We start from the raw sequence: 12,781 nt of genomic DNA on the forward strand, positions 1-12,781 counted from the left end.
TTACAAAAAATTCTTGGAGGGAGAAAATATATAAAAGTAAAAAAGTAAAAAAGTAAAGAAGTAAATGACAGCCGAAGTTTACTTTTTTACTTCTTTACTTTTTTACTTCTACAAAAAATCCCGGCCGCCGATGAGGGCAACCGGGAAAATCATATAGATATGCTTTACAGTGCAATAATTATTCTGCAGCAGGAGCAGCCTCCTCAGCAGCCTCAGCCTTCGGAGCCTCTGCGGGTGCAGCCTCCTCAGCCTTCGGAGCCTCCTCAGCGGGAGCAGCAGCGGGCTCGTTCTCAGCAACGACCTGTACGGGGACCTTCACCTCGACCTCCTTGAAGAAGTGCACGGTAGCCTCATAGTTACCAACCTTCTTGATGTCGTGCATGGTGATGATCTTACGATCGATGTCGAAGCCCTTCTTCTTCAGCTCGTCAGCAACGGTAGCCTTGTTGACGGATCCGTAGGTGACACCGGTAGCGCTGACCTTAGCGGGGATCACGAGGACAACGTCCTTGATAGCCTCTGCCTTCTTCTCAGCCTCAGCCTTCAGAGCAGCAATCTTGGCAGCCTGCTGCTTCAGGTTCTCGGCGAGCTGCTTGCGGGCAGCAGCGCTGGCGATAACGCCCTTACCAGTAGGGATGAGGTAGTTACGGCCGTAGCCGTTCTTTACGTTTACAATATCGTTCTTGTATCCAAGTCCGATAATATCTTCTTTCAGTATAATTTCCATTCTGTATCCTCCTCTTTAATTATTTCATCAAATCGGCTACATAAGGAAGAAGAGCGATCTGACGGGCACGCTTCACAGCCTGTGCCACACGACGCTGATACTTCAGTGATGTACCTGTGATACGACGGGGAAGGATCTTACCCTGCTCGTTCAAGAATTTCTTCAGGAACTCAGGATCCTTATAATCGATATACTTGATACCGCTCTTCTTGAAACGGCAATACTTCTTCTTCTTGGTGTCGATAGAAGGAGCGTTGAGATAACGAATTTCTGATTTATTGTCTGCCATGATTAAGCCTCCTTGTTAGCGTATTTCTTCATTCTCTTCTCGGCATAGGCTACAGCATACTTGTCAAGTTTGACAGTCATGTAGCGAATGACTTTCTCGTCACGGCGGAAGCCGGTCTCGAGCTTGTTAACGAGTGTAGGCTCGCCCTTGAACTGCAGCAGGCAGTAGAAGCCTGTTGATTTCTTCTGGATGGCATAAGCCATCTTTTTCAGACCCCAGGCCTCTTCGTTCACGATCTCAGCACCATTGTCGGTGAGCAGTTTCTTGAACTTAGCGACCGTTTCCTTCATCTGTGCATCAGACAAAACGGGAGTCAAAATGAAAACGGTTTCGTATTGATTCATACTACTGATAAAATGTTAAATAATTAATTTATGTGCATTTTACAAAATGCGGGTGCAAAAGTACGACTTTTTTCTTGATTGACCAAATTTATTTTGTACTTTTGCAGACATGAAACAAGAAAAAAACAAAAAAACAGCCTCTGAGCGCTGTCAGAAGCTGTTCTTATGCCTTCGGAACGTCCTGCATTCCTGCGGACGTAAGATCATCAAAGGATGGCTCGGCGAGATCATCGCCGGACTTATCCTCCTCATTGTCTATGCCGTTCTGCCCCTCACGCTGGCCATGATGAAAGGAAACATCCTTCTTTTCCTCGGTCTCTTCCTCATCCTTCTCGGCACGGGAGCGTGGTATGCAAAGCAGAAGCGCCGGATGTCCATGTAGGTGGCCGCCATGTTGCGGCCACGCAAGGGCTGGATTCGGGAACTTTATTCCTCTTCAGGAACGATAAGTTTGTAACCCTTACCGTGGATATTGATGATCTCGATCTGCGGATCATCCTTCAGATGCTTACGCAGTTTCGTGATATACACGTCCATGGAACGGGCATTGAAGTAATTGTCGTCAATCCAGATCGTCTTCAGTGCGAAGTCACGCTGCAGAATCTCGTTGGCATGAGCACAAAGCAGGGCAAGGAGCTCATTCTCCTTCGTCGTCAGCTTCGTCTGCTTATCACCAATGGTGAGCAACTGCTTCTGAGTATCGAACTCGAAGCGGCCAATCTTATAATGGGTAGACTCCTTGCTCTTCTTACCGCGGACACGACGCAGGATGGCCTCAATACGGAACACGAGCTCCTCCATAGAGAATGGCTTCGTGATGTAGTCATCAGCGCCGATCTTGAAACCTTCAAGGATGTCCTCCTTCAATGTCTTCGCCGTAAGGAAGATAATGGGTACGTCAGCATTGACCTGACGAATCTCCTGTGCCAGCGTGAAACCGTCCTTCTTGGGCATCATCACGTCGAGGACACAGATATCAAACTTATCTTTCGTGAACTCACGAAAACCTACCTCACCATCGGGGCAGAGGACAGCCTGAAAGCCCTTGGCCTGCAGGTACTCACGAAGTAACATGCCGAGGTTCTCATCATCCTCGCAAAGCAGGATCTTTACTTTGTTGTTGTTCTCTTCCATAATTAATTTCTTCTTGTTTATATTTATTTTGTTTCTTGATTATTCTTCTTTTACAAACGGCAGTTTAACCGTAAAGGTCGTACCTTGTCCGTAGACACTGTCGACATGGATGTCACCGTCATGAAGATCTATCATTTTCTTCACATAAGCTAAACCAAGTCCAAACCCTTTGACATCATGGACATTGCCGGTATGGACACGGTAGAACTTCTCAAAGATTTTCTTCAGATTATCCTTTTTGATGCCCTGCCCCGTATCACGGACGGAGAAGCACACCTTGTCGCCTTCATTCCACGTACGCAGGTAGATATCAAGCTTCTCCTCCGGTTTCCGGTATTTCACGGCATTGTCGAGAAGATTGAAGATAACATTCTGAAAATGCATCTCGTCGACGAAGATCGTGGAGTCGACAGCCTCAATCTCCGTATAGACCTTACCGCCCGTATGTTCCACACGAAGGGTGATGGAATGGGCCGCCTGCTCGATCATCTCATTGAGATCGCACTGCTTTTTCTTCAACACGGCCTTCTTGCGGTCGTACATACTCATCTGCAACACTTTCTCCACCAAGAAACGCAGACGCTTCGACTCGTCGAAGATAACACCGCCGAGATGGGCCATCATCGTCTCGTTCTTCGTGATACTCTTGTCATTGAGCATTTGGGCGGCGAGGGAGATGGAGGCGATTGGCGTCTTCAACTCGTGCGTCATATTGTTGATGAAGTCATTCTTGATTTCCGTATAACGCTTGCTGCGGAAGATAATGACGATCGTGAAGATAAAGGTCACGAGAAGAATCAACGTGAACACCACACTCGGGATCATGAACCTCACGGAGGAGAAGATATAGCTGTTCATATCCGGGAAATGGATACGGACAACCCCCATCTTCGACTGCGGATCATTGCGGAAAAGCAACTGACTGTAACTGTACTCTTCTCCATCGCTCGTATAATCGGGACAACGGTATACCTCCCGGCCATCCTGTGTGGAGACCGTAAAATGATACGGGATATTGATGCCGTTGTTCATCAACTCCGCTTTCAAGTCCTGATCGAGGAGTTTGAAGTTGATGCGCTCCTTCAGCGGCTTGTCGGAAGCGGAATAGAGAATCGAATAGACCACCTCGTCAAGGAGTGCCCGCTGATAGACATAACGGTTCTTCACAATCTCCTGCAGCGATTTCTGGGTGTCATCGATGGAATTCTTGTCGTTCTTCAGAATCATCGCCTTCGGCATCGTGGAAGGTTTCGTGGCGATGGTCTTCAATTCAAAAGAAGAATAGACCGTTCCATCCTTTCCCGTCACGGAATACTGATGGGAATGCTGGACCGTACCGTCATTGGCCTGGCCGCTGCGTGTTCCGACAGAATCGGTGACATGCGAACGCCGCTCGGTCTCATTGATGTCCTTCTCCAAATAACGGAGGGTCTCATTGAGCTCCAGGTTACGTGAAGCCTGATACAGAGCGCGGTTGACAGACTCGTCAAACTGTTCCTTCTTCATATTGGCCATCTCGCGGATATAGGATAACTGCAAAAACAGCAAACCGAGGAAGGACACGCCCATGATGATGGATATGGTCCAGATGGTTCTCTTCTTCATGCGGACAAAGGTATAGATTTTTTATTACAGTTAACAATAAAACGTTAATAATATCCCCATCATTTGCCAAAATTAACAAACAATGGGGATTATAATTACTTATTCTAAGTTATATTCTTATACCGAGCTGTTACTCTTAGTCTTCTTTGGCCGTCTCTGCCTCATGCTCCGCAATCAGTTTCTGTTGCAGATCATTGGGCACAAGTTCATAACTGGAGAACTTCGTGGTGAAACTGGCCCGACCGCCGGTGATGGAACTCAGGGCGATGCTATAGGAAGAGAGTTCCTTCAAAGGAATGCGGGCCTGCAATTTCTGATAGCCGGCCTCACTGTCCATTCCCATGATCAAGGCGCGACGTCCCTGCAGATCACTCATGACATCGCCGAGATAATCATCGGGAACATAGACCTCTAAGTCATAGATAGGCTCCAGAATCTTCGGACCAGCCTGCTTGAAGGCTTCCGAGAAGGCATGACGGGCTGCGAGCATAAAGGAGAGCTCATTACTGTCAACCGGATGCATCTTTCCGTCATAGACAACCACGCGGACATCACGGGCATAGCAACCGGTGAGCGGGCCATGCTCCATACAGTCCATGATTCCCTTGAGGATGGCGGGCATGAAACGGGCATCAATGGCGCCACCGACAACAGAGTTGATGAAGACGAGCTTGCCGCCCCACTCCAAGTCTACTTCCTCCTTCCCTTTCATGGTGACCTTATATTCCTGGCCGTTGAAGGTATAACTCGTCGGATCAGGCATGCCTTCTGCGTAAGGCTCAACGATCAGATGTACCTCACCGAACTGACCGGCGCCGCCACTCTGCTTCTTATGACGATACTCTGCCTTTGCCTTCTTCGTAATGGTCTCACGATAGGGAATCTTCGGTTCCTCAAAGACAACATTCAGTTTCTCATTATTCTCCAAGCGCCATTTCAGCGTGCGCAGATGAAACTCTCCCTGACCATGGACGATCGTCTGCTTGAGCTCCTTGGAGTTCTCCACCACCCATGTGGGATCTTCCTGGCGCATCTTCAACAGGGCAGCCATAAGTTTCTCGGTATCCTGACTGTTCACGGCACGGATGGCACGGGAATATTTCGAACGAGGATATTTGATAAAGTCATAATGCCAGTCAAGATCTTTCTGATTCAAGGCATTGCCGGTCTTGACATCCTTCAGTTTTACCGTACAGCCGAGATCACCGGCGTTGAGCTGTTCTACGGGGATACGGTTGGCACCGGCACAGACGAAGAGCTGACCAAGACGCTCACGACTGCCACGGTCGACATTGACCAGATCATCGCCTGCCTTGACATGACCACTCATCACCTTGAAATAGGACACCTCACCGATATGAGGCTCCATTCCTGTCTTGAAGAAATACAGACTCTCCGGCCCATTGCTGTCGGGCGAGATCTCCTCTCCACGCGTGTCGTGGATCTTCGGCATCTCTGAGACGAAAGGCACGACATTACCTAGGAATTCCATCAGTCGGCGAACGCCCATGTCCTTTCCGGCACAGACACAGAACAACGGGAAGATAGAACGGGTGACAAGGCCCTTGCGGATACCCTCACGCATCTCATCCTCCGTAAGCGTCTCACTCTCGAAGAATTTTTCCATCAACGACTCATCATTCTCCGCTGCCGCCTCGACAAGCGCCTTATGGAGTTCCATGGCCTTATCCATCTCCTCCTCGGGAATATCCTCTATCGTGGGGGCGCCGCCCTCCGGCTTCCACGTATACTTCTTCATCAGCAACACGTCAATGAGACTATGGAAATTGGGGCCCGTCTCCAGCGGATACTGGATCTGTACACATTTCGATCCATAGATATCAATCATCGATGCCACAATAGCGTCAAAGTCACACTTCTCACTATCCAACTGGTTCACCAGGAAAATCACCGGCTTCTTCAACTTCTCCGTATAACGGAAGATATTCTGTGTACCCACCTCGGGACCATACTGGCCGTTAATGGTCACAAGAGCGAGATCCGTGACATTCAGTGACGTGATGGCGCCACCGACGAAGTCATCGGAACCCGGACAGTCGATGATGTTCAACTTCTTGTTGTTCCACTCCACATGAAGGACGGTCGGGAAGACGGAATAGCCATACTCCAACTCTACGGGGAAATAGTCACTCACCGTGTTCTTTGCCTCAATAGAGCCACGACGCTTGATGACACCAGCTTCATACAGCATACTCTCGGCAAGGGTGGTCTTGCCGCTTCCCGCACTGCCAACGAGTGCGATGTTCTTGATCTCGTTTGTCTGATATACCCTCATATCGTATAGATTTTAAGTGAATAGATTTTAGTTTTACGACGGCTAAATTACATTTTTTTCTTCAAAACACCAAAGGATTTTTCGGAAAATTAGTAATTTTGCAGAAAATTAATGAGAAAAGATGGCCGGACTCTATTTTCATATCCCTTTTTGCGCAAGCAGATGTATCTACTGTGGCTTCTACAGCACCGTTCATCCGGAGCTGCAGGATGACTATGTTGATGCCCTCTGCCGTGAATTGGAAGAGACCCAGCGTTCTCCATGGCAACTGCCTGAAAATAACCAACCGACAACGGTCTATCTGGGTGGTGGCACGCCTTCCATGCTTTCCTTGAAAAATCTCGAGCGTATCATCACCTATATATATAAGGTATACCCTCATGCCGACATAGCGGAACAGACCATCGAATGCAATCCCGACGATATCACGCCCGACTACGCCCATGGGCTCCATGAGCTTGGTTTCAACCGCGTGAGCCTCGGCATCCAGAGTTTCAACGATGAGCGTCTCCGTTTCCTGCACCGTCGGCATAGCGCAGAAGAGGCTATTACGGCTGTTCAACAGCTCCGTGCCGCCGGCTTCAACAACATATCCATAGATCTCATGTTCGGGTTCCCCGAGGAGACGCTCATGGACTGGGAAGAGGATCTGTGGACGGCGATCGCCCTCAATCCGCAGCATATCTCGGCCTATTCCCTGATGATCGAAGAGGGCACCCCACTCTACCGTCTGCGCGAAAAGGGAAAGATCAAGGATCTCAACGAAGAGACCAGCAGGGCCATGTACGATAAGCTCATCGACCTTCTCGAAGATGCCGGTTACGAACATTATGAACTCAGTAATTTCGCCCGGCCGGGCTTTCGCAGTCATCATAACAGCAACTACTGGAATGAGACGCCCTATCTCGGGCTCGGCGCTGCTGCCCACAGTTATGACGGGCGCCGTAGGTGGTGGAATGTTGCCGACATCAAGAAATATATTGATGGTATCAACCATGGAACTCCCGTGAGAGGGCAAGAAGTACTCGATATCAGCACACGCTATGACGATCTCATCACAACAGCCCTGCGCACGCGGGAAGGTATCAATCTCAACAAGATGCAAGCTGAATATGGTCATGAACTCTATCACTATCTCCTTCAAGAATCCAAGAGAGAGATTGACCGTGGTCTCATGCAGATTATTGACGGCCACCTGTCTCTGACACGGAAAGGATTGTATATCTCCGATGATATCCTGTCCAACCTCATGCACGTGTAGGGACATGATTCATCATGATCCGATCCCTCAAACATAAAATAATAAAGGAAAACAAAATATGCAAAATCAATTCTCAAGAACACAACTTCTCGTAGGACGTGCCGCCATTGACACGCTCGCCGGCTCCCGGGTCGCCATTTTCGGCATCGGTGGTGTCGGCGGATATGTTGTGGAAGTATTAGCGCGTTCCGGTGTCGGAGAGATGGATCTCTTCGATGACGACCGCGTCTGTCTGACGAATGTCAACCGACAGATCCTCGCCACCATCTCTACCGTAGGTCAGCATAAGGTCGATGTGGCCGAAAAACGGATTCATGATATCAATCCACGGTGCATCGTCCATAAATATCAGATGTTCTACCTACCTACCAATGCCGACAAGATAGATCTCAGCGTCTATGACTATGTTGTCGACTGCATCGACACCGTCAGTGCCAAGCTCGAGCTCGTCCGCCGCTGCCATGAGTTGCAGGTACCGATCATCTCGTGTATGGGAGCCGCCAATAAGATGGATGCCACAGCGTTCCAGGTCTGTGATATCAACAAGACCCGCATGGACCCACTGGCAAAAGTGATGCGGAAGAAACTGCGCAAGATGCATATCAACCATCTCAAGGTGGTATATAGTCCTGAAGAGCCCCTGGATCCGATCGACGACGCCGATATCTCCTGCCGTTTCCATTGTATCTGTCCCAATAAGGACATGCGGAAATGTACGGACCGACGGAACATCCCCGCCAGCAATGCCTTCGTACCTGCTGCCGCAGGACTCATCGTCGGTGGAGAGGTTGTGAAAGACCTCATCGCCGCCGCACACACTTTCCGTATCCTGCCCGATGAACTCGCCGATAATCCCTACGCACAAAAAGCGAAAGAGAAAGCCGACGAACATCTGAAGAAATTCCGGGAATTGCGCCTCCGGCAACAAAAAGAGGACTAATTCGGGATTTGTAGGTGGCCGCCATGTTACGGCCACCTACAAATATTCAAACTTATCGATCTTCTATGGGAACATACTCCCGCGGCTGAAGGATATTCTTGTAGGCCGGACGGATGATACGACGGCCCTCAAAGTTCAACTCCTCGATGCGGTGTGCCGTCCAGCCGACGATACGGGCCATGGCGAAGATTGGCGTGTAGATTTCCTGCGGCAGACCAATCATCTCATAGATGAAGCCACTGTAGAAATCCAGGTTTGCGCAGATCGGCTTCTTCGTATGTCGGAAGGCAGAGACACACTTGATGCCTTCTTTCTCCAAAAGCGTGAGGAAGTTGTACTCTTTCTCACGTCCTTTCTCCTTGGCCAACAGACCAGCGAGCTTCTTCAGTTCCACAGCACGCGGATCACTCATCGTATAGACAGCATGTCCGATACCATAAATCAGTCCTGTCTTATCGTAAGCCTCCTTATTCAGCATACGGTTCAGATAGGTGTCTATCTCATCCACATTCGTCCAGTCCTTAATCTGCTCCTTCAGATGATGGAACATGTTGACGACCTTGATATTGGCACCACCATGGAGAGGGCCTTTCAGCGAACCGATACCGGCGGCAATAGAGGAATAGGTGTCCGTACGTGTTGAAGAGGTGACACGCACCGTGAAGGTGGAGTTATTACCACCACCATGCTCTGCCTGAATGATCAGCAACAGATCCAGTGTGCGGGCGTCAAGTTCTGTATACGGTCCTTCTTTCAACATATACAGGAAGTTCTCCGCTATGCCGAGGTCCTCCCGCGGATGGATGATGTTCAGACTCTGCCCCTGAACGGTATGGCGGTAGATATTATAAGCGTAGGCAACAATGGTCGGGAACTTCGCGATCAATTCCACACTCTGCCGCATGAGATTGTCACGGGAGATATCATCGGGATTAGGATCGAAGGTATACATCTCCAATACGCAACGGGCCAGGATATTCATGATGTTGCTCCCCTCAAGGTCAATGATATGTACGATGGTACGATGGTCGAGCGGCATATTATCATTGAGCAATTCCTTAAAGGCATCAAGCTCTTCCTTGTCGGGCAACTTCCCCGAGAGAAGGAGATAAGCTATCTCCTCAAAGCCGAATCGTTTCTCCTTGAGCAACGGACTGACGAGGTCGTCGAGCTCATAGCCACGATAGAAAAGTTTTCCGGGACAAGGCTGCAGCGTACCGTCGGCAGCACGCTCGTAACCGACGACATTACCGATATTCGTCAGTCCGACCAAGACACCACTACCATCCTCATTACGAAGGCCACGCTTGACGCCATATTTCTGAAAAGCCTCGCGAGGAATCTTACAAGAGTTCTTAACTTCGTCACTCAGCTTATAAATCAAATATTCCTTTTTCATACACGCTTATTTTTTTCACGCTTATTTATTTAATGTGTTCAGGGCACTTCCTGCTTTGAACCAGCCAATCTGTGTCTCATTATAGGTATGCGAAACTTCGAAACGGTCCTCTGTACCATCCTGATGGCGGTCAACAACCGTAAGCGGCTTGCCCGGCTCGAAATGCGACAGCCCAACAACGGAAAAACGGTCATCCTCCCTGACCTTGTCATAGTCATCCTTATGGACAAAAGTAAGGGCAAGCATCCCCTGTTTCTTCAGATTCGTCTCATGGATGCGGGCGAAACTCTTGGCGAGGATCACCTTCACATTGAGGAATCGGGGCTCCATGGCCGCATGCTCACGACTACTGCCCTCACCGTAATTCTCCTCGGCGACGACAATGGAACCGAGCCCATGGGCCTTGTAGTCCTTGGCAGCTGAACTCACCTCTTTATATTGTCCGTTCAACTGGTCCTTGACCTTGTTCGACTCGCCGTTGAAGGCATTGACAGCGCCCATCAGGAGATTATTGGAGATATTCTCCAGATGGCCACGGAAACGGAGCCACGGGCCGGCCATAGAGATATGATCGGTCGTACACTTGCCCTTGGTCTTGATCAGCAGCGGCAACTCCTCAAAGTCCTTACCGTCCCAAGGTGCGAACGGCTCGAGTTTCTGCAGACGCTCGGAATCAGGACGGATCACAATCTCTATCTTCTTAGGATCAGCCACCTCTTCTACAGGCTGAACATCAACATGATCGAAACCTTTCGGCGGGAAGTCAAATCCTGTGGGCTCATCGAGCTTCACGGCATTACCATCGGCATTGGTAAGGGTGTCTACAGCTGGGTTGAAATCAAGACGTCCCGCAATAGCCAAAGCCGTCGTCATCTCCGGACTGCCTATAAAGGCAAAGGTATTCGGGTTTCCGTCAGCACGACGACGGAAGTTTCGGTTGAAAGAGGTGACAATGGCATTCTTGCGGGTGTTGTCATCCGTATGACGCTTCCACTGACCGATACAAGGTCCACAGGCATTGGCCATGATCAGCGCACCGATTCGGCGGAAGTCCTCCAGGATACCGTCACGTTCTGCCGTACGGCGGATCTGTTCTGATCCCGGATTGATAATGAGTTGGCCATTCACCGGAATATGCTTCTCATAGGCCTGACGGGCAACACTGGCAGCACGGGCTAAGTCCTGATAACTGCTGTTCGTACAACTACCAACCAAACCAACTTCCACCGTCATCGGATAATCATTGGCAGGCCCTTTGGCCTTCATCTGCGAGATAGGCGTGGCGGCATCGGGCGTGAAAGGACCATTGAGATGCGGCTCTATCTTAGTAAGGTCTATCTCCAACACCTGATCGAAATAAGTAGCCGGATCGGCATAGACCTCAGCATCTGCCTGCAGGTCTGCGGCATGCTGACGGGCCAGCACCGCGACCTCCTCCCTGCCTGTCTTACAGAGATACTCATCGGCATTACGGTCGAAGGGGAAGATGGAACAGGTAGCGCCGAGTTCAGCACCCATATTACAGATCGTCGCCTTGCCGGTCGTCGTGATACTGTCGAGACCATCGCCAAAATACTCCAGGATGGCATTCGTACCCCCTTTCACGGTCAATTGGCCCAGAATTTCCAAGATCACATCTTTCGGAGCCGCCCATCCCGTGAGATGACCGGTGAGATGAACACCGATCAGTTTCGGTACTTTCAACTCCCACGGCTGGCCGGTGAGGACATCGACAGCATCAGCGCCACCGACACCCACAGCCACCATTCCCAGTCCGCCGGCATTCGGTGTATGGGAATCAGTGCCCACCATCATTCCGCCCGGGAAGGCATAGTTCTCCAACACGACCTGATGAATGATACCGGCGCCGGGTCCCCAGAAGCCAATATGGTATTTACGGCTGACAGAATGCAGGAAGTCATAGACCTCCTTATTCGTCGTAGCGGCTGTAGCCAGATCCTTTTCCGCACCTACATCAGCACGGATCAGATGATCACAGTGCACGGTGGCCGGTACAGCGACACGGTCCTTTCCGGCATTCATGAACTGCAGAAGGGCCATCTGTGCCGTGGCATCCTGCATGGCAACACGATTCGGCCGGAAGTCGGCATACTCCGCTCCTCGCTGATACGGTCGAAGATCACGATCTGAATACAAATGGGTGAAGAGGACCTTCTCCGCGTATGTCAATGGACGCTGAAAAGTATCCCGAACCTGTGCCACTTTCTCTGCATAACTGGCGTAAAAGCCTCGAATCATGTCTACATCAAATACCATAATTATATCTATTAAGTGTTCTCTTGTGCTACCAAATAACAATTTCACGCACAAAGATACGAAAATATTTTCATATTAAACAAAAAGATAGAATATTTTTGCAGATAAATGCCGAAATAACGCAAAAATGTAATGATTTTGGAATGAATATGCAAAAAAGGGAAATTTCAGAGGAAAGGACGAGAAACGAAAAAGCCTCGGAGATATTGCTATCTTCGAGGCTTTTCTTGAGTTTAAAGAAAAGAGGGCAGCTACCTACTCTCCCGCATTGCATTGCAGTACCATCGGCGCAAGCGGGCTTAACTTCTCTGTTCGGAATGGGAAGAGGTGGGACACCGCCGCAATAACCACCCAAATGGGGTTGACGTATCTTGACAAGCAAAACTCAACAGTTGAAAGTGTGAACTCCCAGCGGAAAGTGTTCGGGCAATTAGTAATGCTCGGCTTTGGCATCGCTGCCTTTACACCTGCATCCTATCTACGTCATCGTCTTTGACGACCCTTATGAG

General features: G+C 49.6%; 11 protein-coding genes and 2 rRNA genes. 3 read left to right on the forward strand and 10 right to left on the reverse strand.

The window, feature by feature from the left end; genetic code table 11:
- Positions 1–178: 178 nt before the first annotated feature.
- Genes rplI through rpsF form a run of 3 tightly spaced genes read right to left on the reverse strand, consistent with a single transcriptional unit; the run spans position 179 to position 1,360 of the window.
- On the reverse strand, positions 179–727 hold the full coding sequence (gene rplI, locus G604_RS0102865) for a 50S ribosomal protein L9 (protein ID WP_028909232.1): 549 nt from the start codon (positions 725–727) through the stop codon (positions 179–181).
- Positions 728–746: 19 nt separating this feature from the next.
- Entirely contained in the window at positions 747–1,016 is a 270-nt protein-coding gene (gene rpsR / locus G604_RS0102870; protein ID WP_028909233.1) for a 30S ribosomal protein S18, read from the reverse strand.
- 2 nt (positions 1,017–1,018) lie between these two features.
- Positions 1,019–1,360 carry a 30S ribosomal protein S6 gene (gene rpsF / locus G604_RS0102875; RefSeq protein ID WP_028909234.1) on the reverse strand — a complete coding sequence of 114 codons (342 nt, stop codon included), beginning with the start codon at positions 1,358–1,360 and terminating at the stop codon, positions 1,019–1,021.
- Positions 1,361–1,469: 109 nt separating this feature from the next.
- Here rpsF and G604_RS0102880 point away from each other — a divergent pair, with 109 nt between their 5' ends.
- Positions 1,470–1,742 carry a hypothetical protein gene (locus tag G604_RS0102880; RefSeq protein ID WP_028909235.1) on the forward strand — a complete coding sequence of 91 codons (273 nt, stop codon included), beginning with the start codon at positions 1,470–1,472 and terminating at the stop codon, positions 1,740–1,742.
- Between the two features lie 44 nt (positions 1,743–1,786).
- On the opposite strand, the gene G604_RS0102885 is transcribed toward G604_RS0102880, so the two are convergent.
- The 3 genes from G604_RS0102885 to G604_RS0102895 form a co-directional block, all read right to left on the reverse strand.
- On the reverse strand, positions 1,787–2,494 hold the full coding sequence (locus tag G604_RS0102885) for a response regulator transcription factor (RefSeq protein ID WP_028909236.1): 708 nt from the start codon (positions 2,492–2,494) through the stop codon (positions 1,787–1,789).
- A 39-nt stretch (positions 2,495–2,533) separates the two neighbouring features.
- Positions 2,534–4,099: a sensor histidine kinase gene (locus G604_RS0102890; RefSeq protein ID WP_028909237.1), complete on the reverse strand. Its 1,566-nt coding sequence runs from the start codon at positions 4,097–4,099 to the stop codon at positions 2,534–2,536.
- Positions 4,100–4,235: 136 nt separating this feature from the next.
- Positions 4,236–6,395 (reverse strand): elongation factor G, encoded by a 2,160-nt coding sequence (locus G604_RS0102895; RefSeq protein ID WP_028909238.1) that lies wholly within the window; start codon positions 6,393–6,395, stop codon positions 4,236–4,238.
- 121 nt (positions 6,396–6,516) lie between these two features.
- On the opposite strand from G604_RS0102895, the gene hemW reads away from it, so the two are divergent.
- Both hemW and G604_RS0102905 read left to right on the forward strand, forming a co-directional pair.
- Positions 6,517–7,656, forward strand: a complete 1,140-nt coding sequence (hemW, locus tag G604_RS0102900; RefSeq protein ID WP_028909239.1) for a radical SAM family heme chaperone HemW — start codon at positions 6,517–6,519, stop codon at positions 7,654–7,656.
- A gap of 58 nt (positions 7,657–7,714) precedes the next feature.
- Complete coding sequence (locus tag G604_RS0102905; RefSeq protein WP_028909240.1) at positions 7,715–8,596, forward strand: ThiF family adenylyltransferase; 882 nt, start codon at positions 7,715–7,717, stop codon at positions 8,594–8,596.
- Positions 8,597–8,648: 52 nt separating this feature from the next.
- Here G604_RS0102905 and G604_RS0102910 read toward each other — a convergent pair whose 3' ends face one another.
- The 4 genes from G604_RS0102910 to G604_RS15370 form a co-directional block, all read right to left on the reverse strand.
- The gene (locus tag G604_RS0102910; RefSeq protein ID WP_028909241.1) at positions 8,649–9,995 is read right to left on the reverse strand and encodes a citrate/2-methylcitrate synthase; all 1,347 of its coding nucleotides are present in this window, start codon (positions 9,993–9,995) and stop codon (positions 8,649–8,651) included.
- Positions 9,996–10,016: 21 nt separating this feature from the next.
- Complete coding sequence (locus G604_RS0102915; RefSeq protein ID WP_028909242.1) at positions 10,017–12,272, reverse strand: aconitate hydratase; 2,256 nt, start codon at positions 12,270–12,272, stop codon at positions 10,017–10,019.
- Positions 12,273–12,514: 242 nt separating this feature from the next.
- Positions 12,515–12,627: ribosomal RNA gene (gene rrf, locus G604_RS0102920) — 5S ribosomal RNA — on the reverse strand.
- A 54-nt stretch (positions 12,628–12,681) separates the two neighbouring features.
- Positions 12,682–12,781: ribosomal RNA gene (locus G604_RS15370) — 23S ribosomal RNA — on the reverse strand; the annotation flags it as partial.

Source organism: Prevotella sp. AGR2160, from assembly GCF_000424185.1.
Lineage (GTDB): Bacteria > Bacteroidota > Bacteroidia > Bacteroidales > Bacteroidaceae > Prevotella.

Bases quoted from the DNA above. Each gene is read 5' to 3' on its own strand.
- G604_RS0102890 (WP_028909237.1), bottom strand. From the start codon at position 4,099: ATGAAGAAGAGAACCATCTGGACCATATCCATCATCATGGGCGTGTCC.
- G604_RS0102885 (WP_028909236.1), bottom strand. From the start codon at position 2,494: ATGGAAGAGAACAACAACAAAGTAAAGATCCTGCTTTGCGAGGATGAT.
- rplI (WP_028909232.1), bottom strand. From the start codon at position 727: ATGGAAATTATACTGAAAGAAGATATTATCGGACTTGGATACAAGAAC.
- G604_RS0102905 (WP_028909240.1), top strand. From the start codon at position 7,715: ATGCAAAATCAATTCTCAAGAACACAACTTCTCGTAGGACGTGCCGCC.
- rpsF (WP_028909234.1), bottom strand. From the start codon at position 1,360: ATGAATCAATACGAAACCGTTTTCATTTTGACTCCCGTTTTGTCTGAT.
- rpsR (WP_028909233.1), bottom strand. From the start codon at position 1,016: ATGGCAGACAATAAATCAGAAATTCGTTATCTCAACGCTCCTTCTATC.
- G604_RS0102915 (WP_028909242.1), bottom strand. From the start codon at position 12,272: ATGGTATTTGATGTAGACATGATTCGAGGCTTTTACGCCAGTTATGCA.
- G604_RS0102910 (WP_028909241.1), bottom strand. From the start codon at position 9,995: ATGAAAAAGGAATATTTGATTTATAAGCTGAGTGACGAAGTTAAGAAC.
- G604_RS0102880 (WP_028909235.1), top strand. From the start codon at position 1,470: ATGAAACAAGAAAAAAACAAAAAAACAGCCTCTGAGCGCTGTCAGAAG.
- G604_RS0102895 (WP_028909238.1), bottom strand. From the start codon at position 6,395: ATGAGGGTATATCAGACAAACGAGATCAAGAACATCGCACTCGTTGGC.
- hemW (WP_028909239.1), top strand. From the start codon at position 6,517: ATGGCCGGACTCTATTTTCATATCCCTTTTTGCGCAAGCAGATGTATC.